Source organism: Culicoidibacter larvae, from assembly GCF_005771635.1.
In the GTDB taxonomy this organism is placed as follows: domain Bacteria; phylum Bacillota_I; class Bacilli_A; order Culicoidibacterales; family Culicoidibacteraceae; genus Culicoidibacter; species Culicoidibacter larvae.
On record NZ_VBWP01000005.1, the window covers coordinates 122,114 to 138,407 of the forward strand.

Sequence of the window (16,294 nt, forward strand, 5' to 3'; positions counted from 1 at the left end):
TCCAAACTATTTTTTCTCTCCATCATTATAGCACATTTAGTTGATGATAGCGAAAACTTTAATTGTTTCTTTTGAGGAAAAAAAGAAGAGGCAAGCGCCGGTCCTCCGGCGCTTGCCTCCAATATTCTAATAAAAATTTTACCCCGGCAACATCCGGTGCAAACGGATAGTATTCAAGATTGTTGCTGCTAAAAATAAAAATGCGATAATAAAAAACATTGGTGCAATGATTGAAAAAACGTTGTTCATGCCGGTAGTCTGGAAATAGACAAAAGCTAATCCGGAAGCTAACAAGAACAACCGCGAAAGTACAATATAAATGCCGACCTTATGCTCAAATACCTGAATGCTGACTAAAAAAAGTACAGATACAATTATAAGATAAACCACCAAAGCAATAATAATACCAATAAAATCAGGATTCCAACCAACTGCCACGGTATTAAATGCTGAAGGATAATACATACCTAAAACAATGGCTGAAAGCGGACCGGGAATATTAATAACCGTACCGGTTGCTAACAAATATAAATCCCGGAATATATGTATCGCAAAACCGATTAAAAGAGCAATTTCACTCGCCATAAAAAGAACATATATAATTCGGCGTATTTTTTTTGCGTCCATGACTACGAATGTCCTCCCTAAGCAAATCTTCGTTTAAGGCTATTATAGCACGCGTTTTCTATATAGGTTATTAATCTGCTGTTTTTCTACGTTTTATCACATAATGTCCAGAGTCAATCCCAAAATAAAAAGCCGGTCAATGTAAATTGACCGGCTTTTTCCCAAATTAGCTGTATTAGCCGCGGGCTTTAATTTCCGCAATTTTTTCTTTAAATTGTGGTAAGTGCGCTTCATGAGCTACTAACATCTCATCTAAGATTTGTTGTGCTTCACGACCGGCATTAACTAATGGGTTTTGCGTGAACGCTTGTAAGGCAGTAGCGTAATCACCAGTTACTGCTGCTTCAATAGTTAACTCTTCCATAGACTTCATCATTTGCAGGTAACCACGTTGTGCTGGCGGGAATTTCCCCCAGTTGAGTGGTTCTGGTCCATGAGAAGTAATGATACTTGAAACTTCAACTGCGCAATCGTATGGTAAATCATCAATTGTTCCGTTGTTACGAGTACTTACAACCATGATTGAACGTTTATCATTGTAGATTGAGTTAATGATTTCACATGCAGCATCACTATAGTGAGCGCCTCCGCGTTTTGATAACTCTTCTGGTTTATAGTCTAAGTTTGGATCTTTGTATAATTCAAATAATGAATCTTCAAGACGTTTAACCACTTCGGCACGAGTACCATTTTGATTAAAGTCTTCAATTTGGTGCTCTAACATTTCTTTAGTAATGTAGTAGTAGTGGTGATATGGACAAGGTAACATACCTAAATGTTTTACTTGTTCATAAATAAATTCAGCATCTTGAATATTTGCTACTAACGCTTCTTTTTCAGCATCAGGTGCAAAATACTTATCAATTAAATCATTAGTAATTTCTTTTCCTGACTTGCTCCAAACACGGTGCCAGTGGAAATGGTTGATCCCAGCAAATTTGAAGAATAAATCTTCTTCAGCTTCACCAGATTTTTCAGCTGCTTGTTTAGTAGCGCCAACCGGAATATTACATAAACCAACAACTTTGTCCCAGTTTCCGTAACGAAGCACAGCTTCAGTTACCATACCGGCAGGGTTAGTAAAGTCAATCAACCAAGCATTTGGACATAATTCTTTCATATCTTTAACGATATCAAGAATAACCGGGATTGTACGGAACGCTTTAAACATTCCTCCAGCTCCATTTGTTTCTTGACCCATCATACCATGTGATAACGGGATTCTTTCATCTTTCTCACGAGCAGCCAATAATCCAACCCGGAATTGAGTTGTAACGAAGTCGGCATCTTTCAAAGCTTCACGACGATCCAAAGTTAAATGTACAGTACAATCAACTCCAGCAGCTTTCACCATACGTTTTGCCATAGCGCCAACGATTTCAAGCTTTTCTTTACCTTCTTCAATATCAACAAGCCATAGTTCACGAACTGGTAGCTCAGCATAGCGTTTAATAAATCCTTCTACAAGTTCAGGAGTATAACTTGAGCCACCACCAATAGTAGCAATTTTAATTCCTTTAGCCATTTAAAATGACCTCCTTTTTTGATTTCATCATTAGTATAACACAGCCATTTCAGAAATGCTTTTCATTAGTTGAAAAAATGAAAACGACGGACCAAATGTCCGCCGTTTTCCAAGATTCTCCCACCGGCTAAACCATCTCTAATTCAAGCCGCCAAAGCCAATCCTTCACCAATGTCTGAAACAAAGGCACATTATCTACCTGAACATTATGACCGGCACCATCCAAAATCGCAAAAGTCGCCCGCGGAAAATTATCCAGCAACTGATAAGCATCATGATAACCAACAACATGATCCTGACGTCCGGTTACATAACAAGTTGGCCGATTAAACTCCACCTGCTGCAGTCTAGCTTCAAAATCATGTGAAAAGCCACCATAAAATTGCTCCGTCAGAAATGCTCGATCGGCAACCCGAATACCCGAAAGCACATCTACTTTATACTGTGCATAAATTTCCGGCATCGCAATAACCGCCATCTCCATGAAATTTTCAAGCGCCTCCGCCTGTTCTTCAAGCTCTTGAATCTTAGTCTGCCAGATAATTGTCCGTGCCGGCAGTTTCTGCCGATTTTCAGTAACTATCTTCGGCGCAATCATCAACACCCCATCTATCAATACGCCCAGCTTAGCAATCAAGCCTAAGGTCAAATAACCTCCAAATGATTCGCCGGCAACCAATAATTGCTCACCGGGAATGACCGCATCAATAAAAGCAATAACCAGTTCCAGCATATCATCAGCATTCTTCAACCAATCTGCTGCCGGTGTCTTACCCATACCCGGCAAATCCAAGTAAATCCGGCGGTATCCTTGGGTCTGTTCAAAAATCGGTTCCAAGCAGCCAGTCATCAACCGATGATCAACCCAATAACCATGAATACACAAAACCGGCCGACCCTCGCCAAAAACCTCATAATAAACCGGAACACCCTTGATATCAACAACCATACTGCATCGCTCCCTAAAACTTCTTTCTGATTATTATAACATACCTTACTAAACCAAAACCGACATCAAAAAAAGGGCGCGGCCTTTCGCCTATATTCCCATCCGCTCACGAATAATCTGAACCTTTTTCACCAAATCATCCAAATCAACACGCTGATGCCAGCCATGCTCATCTTCGAAATTACTGCCGCCAACAACCCCAAGTGACTCAACTTTCGTCGCCCGCAATAAATCAATCGCCGCCTCAACCTCAATATCGCTCTGAACCTTTCCATTAGCCATCTGCACCAGCACGCTGCCGGCACAAACCCGCTTATCAGCAGCACACTGATTCAAAATTCCTTGAATCATCGGCACATGACGCTCGGCCCGCCGCTCACCGCTGCTATTCCCACGATATCGTGCATAAGCCAGCAACTCATTGCCATTCATATTCTGACTCACACCACTCTCAAAACAATACTCCTGATCATCATTCCCGAAATTACTGCAAAAACTTTCATCCGGAGTAATCGCTACTGGTCCAATATCATTTAAAATTGTAACAAAGGCATCACTGGTCGTATACAAATAATAATCAACCGGCAATCCCAGTAACGCACTCACTGACTGCTTCAAACATTCGGCACCATAATCACGATAAATCCGATTAGCATTATCACTTGTACCCGACTTACAGCTTATCGGAATAAAAGCATCGCGATAAATCGGCAAAGCAATAACTTCTCCGGTACGCCGATTCACTGCCAAATAAGTTAATGAATCAGTATGGTTACCACCATTAGTATTAGTTGCGCCCTCATCACTGCCCAGCAACAACACGCCATAAACATCCTTATTAAAAGTTGCTAATGCATTACTGCGACCAGCAAACACCGCATCATCACCTGAAGCTCTTGGCAAGAACAACAACAAACATATAAAAATAATCAGCACCACACTCATCACAGCCGCACCAATCGCAAGCCATTTTTGATGTTTCATAATCTGCTTCAAGTCGCTCACCTTCTTCGAAATATATTATACCACTTCCCAAGAAAAACATAAAATCCCGGCCGCGGATAAACCGCGGCCGGGATTAAAAATTATTCGAAAGCACTTCTGACTTCGGCTATCATGGTTTTCGTTGATTGTAAGCCACCACTTGCAACATACCAAGTATGGGCATCAAGGTTGATTATAGCATTATTTTTAACCGCTTTAGTAGCAGCCATCAAATCATTATCAAATAATGCTGCTGCTTTAGATTCACCTGTTGTTACCGCATTACGGTCAACCACAAAAATAACATCAGGATTTTTTTCAACAACATATTCAAAGCCAACACTTTGACCATGAGTAGAAGTTTCAATATTTGTATCTACCGGCGTAACGCCAAAAGTATTATGAATAACACCAAAACGTGAACTTTCACCGTAAGCACTCAATTCGCCATCATTAGCCATAACAATCAGCGCATTTTTATTGCTGGCGCTTGTTAATTGTTTTAAGTCAGTGATTGCGCCATCAATTGCTGCCAATTCAATACTTACCTCATTAGTTTTATTGAAGATTTTACCAATTGTTTCCATATTGGTTTTAAATGAACCAAGGTAATCACTATTATCTAAAGTAAGGTAAACAGTTGGTGCAATTTCAGTTAATTGCTTATACAAATCTTTTTGGCGGCCGGAAATAAAAATAACATCCGGCTTCAAATCATGAAGGACCTCAAAGTTTGGTTCAAATAAAGTACCAATATCAGTATAGCTGGCGTCAGCATACTTATTCAAGTATGTTGGTAAGCTTTGTTTTACTACACCACTTACTTCAACCCCAAGGGTATTCAAACTATCAAGCACACCATAATCAAACACGACAACTTTTTGTGGATTGGCAGTTACTGAAACTGTTCCCAATTCATGGGTAATCTCAGTATCACCAGCTGCTTGTGTGTTATTGCCTTGCATGAAGTAATATACTCCCGCTCCGGCTCCCAAAACTACAATTATTGCTAAAACAATAGCCATTACTTTCTTATTCATCATAGACCTCCTAATAATATATACAAATTCGCTTGCCTTCGACCGTTTCCACGCGCACCGGCAATTCATACGTTTCTTCCAGTATCTTGCTGCTAATTATCTCGCTAACACCTCCCTGATATGTTAAAATTCCATTCTTTAAGACGACAATCTGATCTGAATAGCTTGAGGCAAAATTGATATCATGCAAAACAATGAGAACTGTTTTGCCCATCTCTTTGGCTAAGCTGCGCAGCGCTTGCATCATCTGCACTGCATGCTTCATATCGAGATTGTTTAATGGTTCATCCAATATTATATATTTCGTGTCTTGGGCAATGACCATCGCGATATACGCGCGCTGGCATTGCCCGCCACTGAGTTCGTCTAAATATCTATCACTGATAGCGTCCAGTTCCATATATTTCATCGCCTGATCAATAGCCTGCTCATCCACTTCCGTCAGCTTCCCTTTGGAGTATGGAAATCTGCCGAAGCTGACTAATTCACGTACTTTTAGACGTATATTAATAACGTTATTTTGCTTCAAAATTGCCAGTGTTTGTGCTAATTCATTGGTGTGCCAATGTTGCAGTTCCTTGCCATCAATAATCACTTCGCCGGCATCTTTTGAAATAAGCCTGCTGATGATTCCCAGCAGTGTACTTTTTCCGGCACCATTTGGACCTATAAATGAAGTCACTGCATTTTCCATGACCGTCAAGCTGACATCATTGACAACAGCAACACCACCATAGTTCTTGCTGACCGATTTAATTTCAATCATGTATTTCGCTCCTTCAACAATAAGAATACAAAGTAAATGCCACCGACAAAATTAATGACAACACTTAGAGTCACACTGAAATTGAAAATTCTTTCAATAATGAGTTGGCCGCCGATCAGGGCAATGACTGCGAGCAGCGAGCCAGCAACTAATAGATAGGTGTGTTTATAGGTCTTCAAAAACTCAAAACTAATATTTACTACCAACAAACCTAAGAATAATATCGGCCCGACTAAAGCAGTTGCTACTGCGGTTAAGATTGAGACAATAATCAAAATTCTGCGGCTTATTTTTTCATAATCGACTCCCAAGTTAACTGCTTGATCTTTACCAAGCAACATAACATCCAGTGAACGAATATAATCAGCAATAAATGGTAATGTCAGTAACATGATGGCAATTGCTACTATTAATATGTACTCATTAACATTATTGAAACTGGCAAACATCTTGTCCTGAACATGCAGATACTCATTTGGATCAATCAGCATTTGCATAAATGAGGCTGCACTACGAAAGAATGTCCCCAATACAATACCAACTAGCAGCAAGAAATAAATATTCTGATTATTTTGTTTAAACATAAATTTATAGAGCAGTAAGGAAAATCCGGTCATAATCAAAGTGGAAAGCAAGAAGTTGATATTATCACTAAGAAATGTCAATTGTGCTGAACCAAAAATAAAAATCAATAATGTTTGGAAAAACAAATACACTGAGTCCAATCCTAAAATACTTGGCGTCAATACCCGGTTGTTGGTTATTGTTTGAAAAAGCAATGATGCTAGCGCAATCGCGCTGCCGACAGCAAGAATCGCAATAAGTTTAGGCATCCGTTTGGCCAATAAGTAATCCCAATTACCGCTATTTAGACCCCAAACCAGATAGAGCGCGCAGAGCAAAACCGCAACGACTGCCAATAATGCTATTTTCTTATCAAGCTTCATTTGGTTTTCTCCTTACTAACAAAAATAAAAAGACTGCAGTCCCAATAACACCAACCATCATACCAATCGATATCTCATATGGAAAAATAATAACCCGACCAAGAATATCACAAGCCAGCAAGAAAATTGCTCCAAGCAACGCTGTCTCCCATAAACTATTGCGGATATTATCGCCACGGTATATCGAAACAATATTGGGAATAATTAATCCTAAAAACGGAATAACCCCAACTGTAATGACTACAACCGACGAGAGCAGAGCAACAATCACTAAGCCAATAACTATAATTTGATTATATTTAAGTCCCAGATTAGTAGCAAAATCCTCCCCCATACCAGCTAAAGTAAACCGATGTGCATACAGAAATGCCAGTATAACCAAAGGAATAGTGATAAAGAGTAATTCATAGTTACCTTTAATAACCATTGAGAAGTCACCTTGCAGCCAAGTATTAATACCTTGAATCAAATTAAACTGGTAAGCAAAGAAAGTTGTCACTGAATCAATAATGCCACCAAGCATAAGTCCAAGCAAAGGAATAAAGATGGCATTTTTAAATTTAATGTGGTTAAGCAACCCCAGGAACAACATCGTGCTGATGAGTGAAAATACAAAAACTACCAGCATTTTAGTTATGGAGTTGCTTGTCGGAAATAAAACTAAAGCAAACAATATTCCCAGTTTAGCTGCATCAAGTGTCGTCGCCGTTGTTGGTGAAACAAATTTATTTCGCGCCAACTGCTGCATAATCAAGCCGCTGATGCTCATAGCAAAGCCGGCAAAAATAATACTTGCCAGCCGGGGAATTCGTGATAGCCATAAAATATCAAGCACTTCGTTATTGCCATAGAATATATCTACCAACGAAACTGATCTTACCCCGATTGCAAGTGAAATGACTGATAAGACTACCAGGGTGGCAATCAGATATCTTTTCTTCATTCTTACACCTCTATAAAAATAAACCCGTTTTACGGGGTTATTTACTCCTGTTATATGCAGTAATTAGCTTTATCGCTTCAACGCATAAATCAGAATCATTACGATTTAGAGCATAACATATTCCTACTTCAGGAGTCAAACAATATAATAATTCTCACGTGTTATTGGAACAATTACAAAATTAAACCTGTTCAAATTCAACAAACATTATTGCATAAAAAATTGTCGATATGATATAATACATACAACTATGGGGTGATGAAACATGCAACATAAAGACGAAATTATTCAACAACTGATAGATTCAGAAAAACTCTATAAAAAAGCAAGCGGCATTAAAGGTAGCGCAAGTACAATTGCAATCTACCTTTTATTATTGTCCCTGCTCGCAATCATGTATAGTTTAACAGGTTGGGGCAATGTCAGCGTTTTTGCACTGGCACAAATCTCGCCAATGTATTTCATCACTCTAATCCTGCCAGTAATCTTGGTTCCTACCGCAGCTATTCTCTTTTTTATTGGTCGTCGTGAAGATCGCAAATTAATTAACCATGGTCAAAAAATCTTGGCAGTCAGTAGAGTCTTGCTGGACACTATCAAAGTTTGCCAAGTAAAAATCGGCAACGCAACCACTACTTGTTTTCTCGCTTACGATGAGAGCGAGGAAACAAGCAACTTCATCAAAGAATTATTCGCAACTATCGAAAACGACTCACAGCTTAATGAACAAATCAGAAAAGAATTGCTTATTAATCAGCTGACAACACTGCAGGAATTGCTTTGTGAATATAGCGGACGCGATCAACTGCATCTTTACACCAGTTTCAGTCGTAAAAAAGCAAACGCAACAATTATTGATACCCACGCGCAACAACCACAGGACAAATATATTCCAATGCAAATTCCGCAATACATTGCTTCAAAATAAAAAAACACCGCTTAGATAAGTGGTGTTTTATTTTTCATTATATGCGGTGCTCCACTTCGGGAGCAACACTTAAGAAGCGAATATTCATTCGCTCAGCAAGCTGGTAATCATTAATTGAGTCGCCAATAAGCAATGCTTCGCTCATGTCAATATCATACTTTGCCTGTGCTTGCTCAACTAAGCCGGTTCCCGGCTTATGGCAGTCACAAATATCATCACGATGATGCGGACAAACAAATGTATCCAAAATAGGAATTCCCATTGTCGCCAATTTTTGCAGTAACTCTTGATGTAATGTTTCAAATTGTTGCCGACTGATAATTGCCTCACCAATTAGATATTGATTACTAACAATAATGAGTTGGTAACCTTGCTCAATCAGCCGTTGCCAAATTTGCAAATGCTGCTCAATAATTTCCAGATGCTTGACGTTTGCCCAGTCCTGGTCCGGATAATCACGACAGATTGTCCCATCGCGATCCAAAAATGCCACCTTCATATACTGCCTCTTCTCTTTACACATCTAAGAATGCTGCCGGATATAAAACCATACCTTCAATATCAGCTAATGCATCCGGTACCAATTCACAAACCATAAAGGCTTCATCAGGTACATCAAATGGTGCTTTAATATTTTTAGTTGATGCCGGAACAAAACCAAAACGCGGATAGTAATTAGGATGTCCTAATACAACCACATGGCCAAATCCAAGCTCAGCACATTTTTTTAGACCCTCAGTAATAAGTTCAGCGCCAATTGCTTGGTTCTGAAATGCCGGAAGCACAGAAACAGGTGCTAGTGCAAGAGTTGTACGATCACCTTCTTTAGTATGTATTAAAATACGACTGAAGAGAATATGACCAACAATCTGGCCATTCAATTCAGCAACTAATGACAACTTAGCCTCAAAATATGGTGAGTCATAAATCGCCTGTACCAAATTAGCTTCATCTTCACGTTCAAACGCAGCCGCCACTACTTTCTTTATTTCATTAAGTTCGTCTTGATGGGCTTCACGAATAATGAGCATAGACCTACCTCTTTTCTATACATTCATTTCATATAATATAATAATACCGTTTTTTAGATGCTGGCGCAATTAAAAAAAGAAAAGCACAGCTTTTCTTTCTAGAACGTTTTCAATCATCTTACAATATTTTTAAATAAATAATTGCTTAACTAATATCATTATCAACCAATAATTCGACATAGGAATCAAAATATTGCTCGATAAAATGAACCTGCTCTTCAATTTCTTTAACTGTATACGGTCGCTTGGCAATAACCCACTTTGTCTCGTTGTCATCACGGCGGTGGATAATCGCAATCACCTTGCCGCTGCAACGATCAATTGGTTTATCAACATCAAGAACGTATACATCTTGTTCCTCTCCGTCACCACCAATAATTCCTGGTACAAAACCATAATTAATTGGATAAGTCGTTCCATAACTATCAGTGTATCCCAATGCTCTGTCAATAATAACATCCACATGTCGATGCATCTTCAAGCACCCCTCTCACATAAGTACTTTTTTACCAATGAAGTCAATACTCTTATGATTATGCCTACATTATATGATGAGCAATATACGATGTCAACCAAATTTGTGAGCATTTACTCATTTCACTAATCGCGCGATTTTATTGTGCTTTTTTATCAATTTCCAAGAGCTGATATTCACCCTGAACCATGTTATAAATAAACGGCAAATTATCATGTGTAGCCGCATGATTAAAGAACCTTAAAATACGTGCAATACTTAATCCAATTTGTAATTGCATCTGAAATAAACCAAAATATGATTTAGTGATACCGACATCTAAAACTTGTAACTGCTGCATTCGCAAATATTCACCATAATTATCAAAAAGCATTTCGAATTCTAAATGGAAAGCGTGATAGTTGTTTAGTCCGCGTTTTCCAAAAATCGGACTGGTCACCCCATATATCCCGGCTCCAAAAATTATCATAAAAGGTTGCTTGCAATTGTTTGCTAAGCGATGAATTTCAAAAAAGTAATTACTATTCATCTGCATTTCCAAGACAAGTACTAAATCTGCTCCTTGACCAAACGCGGCCTGGTAGTGTTCATGATCAAAGTGACGAATCTGAGCATACATATGATTCTCAACTAAAAACTCATTGGCAATACGATATACTTCGCTACTGGCGATAATGTGTAAAATTGGTTTTGCTGCCGTTTCCGACGCCAGCAAAACTTTTCTGACAAGCCAATAGTCAATTCGTTCAATTAAATATGTCTCTGCTTCATTGGGAAATTCCTGATTGAGTAAGGCTAACAGTTTTTTATAATCAATTGCCCTGGTATAACCAAAAAAAGTTAACAAAAAATAATCAACCGTCTCTGCCGGCTGAATAAAGAATGTCGAAAAAGCATCACCAATTAAAATGGCAATTGTTCCGTTTTTTTGCTGTATATAATCACATTCTCTATTCAAACTTATCCGCATAATTTAACACCTGATTTTAATTTAATTAATTGTAAACGAGAAATAAACGCATTTATTGTTTATTTTAAACATATAATAACATATTTATCATTTCAATGCAAAAATATAATTATTATTAAATTTAATTAAAAAACCCATATCTTCAGATATGGGTTTTTCCTATTCAATAAAATCAATTTGTCCGTTTTTCAAATGAATAATACGCTGGTTGCTACTGCCGCGAAACTTTAGATAAGGGTCGAATTTATCGATTTCAAAACGACCATCTACCAAAACATCTATACAAGGCAAACATGCTTTACGCTGCTCATCTTCAAGCAATTCTTCATAGCAGTATCCGGTATAGCACCAAACTGTATGATTACTCTTGGCTTTAAATGCCTTTAAGAATCGTAATAACTCCGGCGGACAATAGAACGGATCGCCTCCAGATAAAGTAATGCCATCCAATAAAGGATTAGCATTAACTTCCTGAATGATTTCTTCCAACCATTTGTCAGTCAACAGCAAACCGCCACGAGGACTCCAGCTGCTTTGATTGTGGCAACCGGGACAAGCATGAACACATCCCGCGAAGTAAATTGAATACCGCAAACCAAAACCATCAGCAATTGTTTCCTTATATATGTTTAAAACACGTAATTTATAATTTAAATCAGTTGGCGCCAAAACCATGTTTTACCCGGTCATGTTCCTCAGCACGTTTTGCCGAGTTCCAGGTTTCCAAATCTCCGGTTAAATATCCGGTAATCCGCCGCATCCGGGTAATGTCTTCACTTTCACAAACCGGACATTTTGAATAAATAACACCTTTGTATCCACATTCACGGCAAGTATCTACCGGATGGTTAATTGAACCATAGCCAATATGTTCATCATGCATCGTTTTAACAATTTTCAAAATCGTTACAAAGTTCTTCTTCGCTTCACCATCAAGCTCAACATAAGTAATATGTCCGCCGCCGGTTAAATTATGGAATGGTGCCTCTTTTTTAATTTTATCAAACATACTAATATGTTCCTGAACATCAACATGGAATGAGTTAACATAATAATCTCTGTCTGTCACCCCACTGATTTCACCATATTTTTGTTTATCAATACGAGTAAAACGGCCACTTAATCCCTCAGCAGGCGTTGCCAGCACCGAATAATTCAAGTTATATTTCTCTTTCAGCGCCGCTACGCCGTCATTCATTAGTTCAATAGCTTTATAAAGCGTATCGTAAGCAATCTGACTGCTGCCATGGCCTTCACCAAACAGAGCAACCATAGCATTGTGACCACCAATGAAGCCGATACCTAAAGTTCCGGTATTAATCACATCACCAATCTCATCATTTGGTCCGAGGTTAATACCGCCTTTCCAAACATCATTGTTCATTAAGAACGGAAATTGTTTAGCTAAAGCACTGCGCTGATAATCATAACGCTCTTTCAATTGTTCACCAACAAAACTAACCATTTCAATTAAGCGATTGTAGAATAACTCAACTGCAAATTCCTGAATCTCTTTCTTTGCAGCCGTCGGTAATGTCTCTTCAGCTTCCAACTTCGCATCAATTGCCAACCGCGGCAAGTTGATTGTTGTAAATGATAAGTTCCCACGACCAAATGAAGTCTTATCACCATGCAAGTTTTCGAACACCCGCGTCCGACACCCCATTGACGCCACCTCATAATAATAACGGCGCGGATCATTAGCATCCCAAGCCTCGTTCACATTAAACGGCGCATCAAGGAAGATAAAGTTCGGGAACAAACTCGTTGCTGTTGTCTCGCAAGCTTGCAACAGCAAATCAAAGTTTGGTGCCTCAAACGCAATATCGCCGCTCATAGCTGCCTTAAAATCTTTCACGGCTTTCTCGTAGTCAGCTTCAGTATATGAAATACCATCTTTTACTTTAAAAATCTGAATCGGGAATACCGGCGTTTCGCCTCGTCCCAAACCTTCAACTGTCGCACTTAGCAATTCGCGGATAACCATCCGGCCTTCCGGACTCGTATCAGTACCATAGTTTATCGAACTAAAAACAACCTGGTTTCCACCACGCGAATGCATTGTATTCAGGTTATGAATAAAACCTTCCATCGCCTGATGGGTGTCTTTTTCAACCTTCATATAAGCATTATGCATAATCGTTTGCACTTCTTCTTCGCTTAACGGCACAATTGCTTGCAATTGGGCTGTTAACTTATGAGTTTCCTCATCACTTAAACTAATACTGCTAACTGCATCATTCACCAATGCTTTGAGTTCTTTTGAATCAACTGAAACATTTTTTAAATCAGCAATAAACTCAATATGACCAACAACATGTTTACGGAATGATTTTAAAACTCCGGGCGCCATAAAAAAATCAAAAGCCGGAATCGACTGGCCGCCATGCTGTTCATTCTGATTTGTTTGGAAAACAATTGTCGCTAACGTTGCATAACTTTGAATTGATTGCGGTGTACGAATTGTTCCATTTTTAGTACGGAATCCGCGATTAAATAAATCTTCCAAATCATACTGAATACAAGTTGTAGTTTTAGTTGGAAAATAATCTAAATCATGAATGTGAATATCCCCATTTTTATGCGCACGATTATATTCTTTGCCAAGTAAGTACTTGCTTGTATAATCTTTGGTTACTTCGGATGCAAAATTCATCATTTGTCCCGCCGGCGTATTGGCTGACATATTAGCATTTTCATTATTAACATCATTTTTTTCAATTGAAACAATTCCGTCCATAATTTGTTTCATATTGGTTTTCTTATCACGTTCAACATTCCGCCATTCGCGATAAATGATATATTTTTTAGCAACTTCAGGTTCTTCTTTCATCAATGCTTTCTCTACTAAATCCTGAATCGCTTCAACACTTACTTCATCACCTTGGATACTTTCCGAAACATCGTGCGTCATTTGTAAAACAACATCATCATCATACCAAATAGAACTTGCTTTATAGGCTTTAATTATGGCGTTTTTAACTTTATCATCACAAAATTCTTCGGTTGTTCCGTCCCGTTTTAAAATCATTTTTGTTTGCATCCCAATCACCTTTCTCAAAATTATTCTTAATATTAATTATACGTGCCATAGACCTTTTTTTCAACGTGAAATTTTGCATTATTATTGTGATTCAGCTACACAATATACCCTAAACGCATACCCCACAATGCTTTCTCAACATTTATGAATTTTATGAAAAAAGAAAATTACCGAACAAAGCAATTTGTCCGGTAATTAAACCTTTATTTAAATCTTATAATATTAAATTTTACTTCGCCAAAAGATGCAAAGCTTGCTCCGCAGCTTTCTGCTCCGCTTCCTTCTTACTTCGTCCCCGTCCTTGTCCAAAAGGAATATCATCAACATATACTTCAACAACAAATTCCTTACTGTGCGACGGACCATCTTCAGTCAGCACCCGGTAATTGACATTGCGCTCACGATCGGCCTGAACCAATTCCTGCAACCGACTCTTAAAATCATCAAACACTTCATAACGATGTTGTTCAACAATCGGCATAAAAATCTGATACAAAAAACTTTTAACCGGTTCAAATCCGTAGACCTTGTACAACGCCGCAATCAAGGCCTCAAAAGCATCCGCCAAAATCGCATGGCGTTCGCGGCCACCTGATAACTCCTCACCCTTACCAAGATACAACATACTAGCAAGGTCTATTTCAGCAGCATAAAGCACCAACGACTCCTCGCGAACCAATTGCGCCCGCAATTTTGTCATCTTCCCCTCATCCATCTCTGCATGCGTCGAAAAAATATAATCAGCAACAATTAAATTCAACACACTATCTCCCAAAAATTCAAGCCGTTCATTGCTCTCAATATTTTTAGTCGTTTCATTCACATATGATGAATGATAAAATGCTTTCTTGATCTCATTCAAATATTGATCGTCAAAACTATATTGTTTTAAAAACAATCGGATTATCTCCTCGTTTTGCATGCTATTCATTCCCTTCAATAGCCTTCTTGCTAACCGCTTGGGCTTGCACGCTATCACTGATTTTCTCGGTAATATGAGCATCAAGGAAGCTCAAACCTAAGCGCAATCCGGCAAAATAAGTAAATCCGTCAGAATTACCATGTGCTTTAATTACCGGCACCTTGACACCAGCTAAAACCGCACCGCCAACTTCAGTATAATCCAAAGTATCACGCATATTTTTAAATGCCGATTTCAATAAAAGACCACCGATTTTAGTCAAGAACCCAGACTTGATTTCTTGTTTCAAAACCGTGAAGATTGCTCGTTGCATACCTTCATGTGATTTCAACATAATATTTCCGGTAAAACCATCGGCAACAACAACATCAGCAAGACCCGCCATAATATCACGAGCCTCAATATTACCAACAAAATTAATCCCGCTAGCCGCTTTCATCATCTGATGCGCCTGCAGATACAAATGATTACCTTTTTTCTCCTCAGTTCCAATATTCAATAAAGCCACCGTTGGTTCATCTTTCTTTAAAATAACCTTAGCAATTTCATTAGCAATAATTGCATTCTGAGTAATATTCACCGCTGTTCCGTCCGCCACGGCGCCCAAATCAGCGAAAATAACCTTCTTATTCTTATCAGTTGTTGGAAACACGGTAGTCAGACACGGCCGATCAACCCCGGCAATCCGCCCAATCATCAACGTTGCTGCTGACAAATAAGCGCCGGTATTCCCAGCTGACATAACTGCATCGGCTTCGCCGTCTTTTACGGCCTGCAATGCCCGCACCATAGAAGAATCCTTCTTCACCCGAAAAGCACTTGCTGACTCATCATAATTAGTAATTTGCTCAGTACAATGAACAACTGCAATTCGCTCCGGATTCCCTGCTGCTTCCAGCAACGGCCGCACCTGAGCCTCATCACCATACAAAGTAATTGTTAAATTCGAATACGTTTGAATTGCCTGAATCGCACCATCAACCTCCGGCTTCGGTGCATTATCAGTTCCCATAGCATCGATGGCTAAACGATATTTTTGCATAATAGCCCTCCTTGTTCATACCAATCCATTATACTATATTTCCATTTTCACAACAATGAAAAAGGCATCCAAAAAGATGCCTTTCTTGTTTTAGTGAATCTA

The 16,294-nt window shown here is 38.8% G+C and carries 17 protein-coding genes; 1 reads left to right on the top strand and 16 read right to left on the bottom strand.

The window, feature by feature from the left end:
• Positions 1-138: 138 nt before the first annotated feature.
• From FEZ08_RS07020 to FEZ08_RS07055, 8 genes are all read right to left on the bottom strand, one after another.
• The gene (locus FEZ08_RS07020) at positions 139-627 is read right to left on the bottom strand and encodes a hypothetical protein (RefSeq protein ID WP_138191012.1); all 489 of its coding nucleotides are present in this window, start codon (positions 625-627) and stop codon (positions 139-141) included.
• A 175-nt stretch (positions 628-802) separates the two neighbouring features.
• The gene (locus tag FEZ08_RS07025; protein WP_138191013.1) at positions 803-2,152 is read right to left on the bottom strand and encodes a 6-phospho-beta-glucosidase; all 1,350 of its coding nucleotides are present in this window, start codon (positions 2,150-2,152) and stop codon (positions 803-805) included.
• Between the two features lie 127 nt (positions 2,153-2,279).
• Entirely contained in the window at positions 2,280-3,101 is an 822-nt protein-coding gene (locus FEZ08_RS07030; protein WP_138191014.1) for an alpha/beta fold hydrolase, read from the bottom strand.
• Positions 3,102-3,191: 90 nt separating this feature from the next.
• Positions 3,192-4,097, bottom strand: coding sequence for an LCP family protein (locus FEZ08_RS07035; protein WP_138191015.1), 906 nt, complete (start codon positions 4,095-4,097; stop codon positions 3,192-3,194).
• Positions 4,098-4,186: 89 nt separating this feature from the next.
• Complete coding sequence (locus FEZ08_RS07040) at positions 4,187-5,125, bottom strand: siderophore ABC transporter substrate-binding protein (protein WP_171014983.1); 939 nt, start codon at positions 5,123-5,125, stop codon at positions 4,187-4,189.
• 10 nt (positions 5,126-5,135) lie between these two features.
• Complete coding sequence (locus FEZ08_RS07045; protein ID WP_138191017.1) at positions 5,136-5,891, bottom strand: iron ABC transporter ATP-binding protein; 756 nt, start codon at positions 5,889-5,891, stop codon at positions 5,136-5,138.
• Positions 5,888-6,838: an iron chelate uptake ABC transporter family permease subunit gene (locus FEZ08_RS07050; protein ID WP_138191018.1), complete on the bottom strand. Its 951-nt coding sequence runs from the start codon at positions 6,836-6,838 to the stop codon at positions 5,888-5,890. The genes FEZ08_RS07045 and FEZ08_RS07050 overlap by 4 nt, the downstream gene beginning before the upstream one ends.
• Positions 6,828-7,781, bottom strand: coding sequence for an ABC transporter permease (locus FEZ08_RS07055; protein ID WP_138191019.1), 954 nt, complete (start codon positions 7,779-7,781; stop codon positions 6,828-6,830). Before FEZ08_RS07055 ends, FEZ08_RS07050 begins: the two co-directional genes overlap by 11 nt.
• A gap of 265 nt (positions 7,782-8,046) precedes the next feature.
• Here FEZ08_RS07055 and FEZ08_RS07060 point away from each other — a divergent pair, with 265 nt between their 5' ends.
• Positions 8,047-8,709, top strand: a complete 663-nt coding sequence (locus FEZ08_RS07060; RefSeq protein WP_138191020.1) for a hypothetical protein — start codon at positions 8,047-8,049, stop codon at positions 8,707-8,709.
• Between the two features lie 37 nt (positions 8,710-8,746).
• Here the strand turns inward: FEZ08_RS07060 and FEZ08_RS07065 are convergent, their stop codons facing one another.
• The 8 genes from FEZ08_RS07065 to plsX all read right to left on the bottom strand — a co-directional run bounded on the left by FEZ08_RS07065 (position 8,747) and on the right by plsX (position 16,192).
• Positions 8,747-9,208 (bottom strand): HAD-IIIA family hydrolase, encoded by a 462-nt coding sequence (locus tag FEZ08_RS07065; RefSeq protein ID WP_171014984.1) that lies wholly within the window; start codon positions 9,206-9,208, stop codon positions 8,747-8,749.
• Between the two features lie 16 nt (positions 9,209-9,224).
• Positions 9,225-9,740 carry a GNAT family N-acetyltransferase gene (locus tag FEZ08_RS07070; RefSeq protein ID WP_138191022.1) on the bottom strand — a complete coding sequence of 172 codons (516 nt, stop codon included), beginning with the start codon at positions 9,738-9,740 and terminating at the stop codon, positions 9,225-9,227.
• 145 nt (positions 9,741-9,885) lie between these two features.
• Positions 9,886-10,215: an inorganic diphosphatase gene (locus FEZ08_RS07075; protein ID WP_138191023.1), complete on the bottom strand. Its 330-nt coding sequence runs from the start codon at positions 10,213-10,215 to the stop codon at positions 9,886-9,888.
• Between the two features lie 139 nt (positions 10,216-10,354).
• On the bottom strand, positions 10,355-11,185 hold the full coding sequence (locus FEZ08_RS07080) for a hypothetical protein (RefSeq protein WP_138191024.1): 831 nt from the start codon (positions 11,183-11,185) through the stop codon (positions 10,355-10,357).
• A 159-nt stretch (positions 11,186-11,344) separates the two neighbouring features.
• A complete protein-coding gene (gene nrdG / locus FEZ08_RS07085) occupies positions 11,345-11,860 on the bottom strand; it encodes an anaerobic ribonucleoside-triphosphate reductase activating protein (protein ID WP_138191025.1) in 516 nt (171 codons plus the stop codon).
• Entirely contained in the window at positions 11,841-14,216 is a 2,376-nt protein-coding gene (locus tag FEZ08_RS07090; RefSeq protein WP_242003475.1) for an anaerobic ribonucleoside triphosphate reductase, read from the bottom strand. The genes nrdG and FEZ08_RS07090 overlap by 20 nt, the downstream gene beginning before the upstream one ends.
• Before the next feature lie 241 nt (positions 14,217-14,457).
• Positions 14,458-15,126 carry a ribonuclease III gene (rnc, locus tag FEZ08_RS07095; RefSeq protein ID WP_242003476.1) on the bottom strand — a complete coding sequence of 223 codons (669 nt, stop codon included), beginning with the start codon at positions 15,124-15,126 and terminating at the stop codon, positions 14,458-14,460.
• A gap of 25 nt (positions 15,127-15,151) precedes the next feature.
• The gene (gene plsX / locus FEZ08_RS07100) at positions 15,152-16,192 is read right to left on the bottom strand and encodes a phosphate acyltransferase PlsX (protein ID WP_138191028.1); all 1,041 of its coding nucleotides are present in this window, start codon (positions 16,190-16,192) and stop codon (positions 15,152-15,154) included.
• Positions 16,193-16,294: the final 102 nt, after the last annotated feature.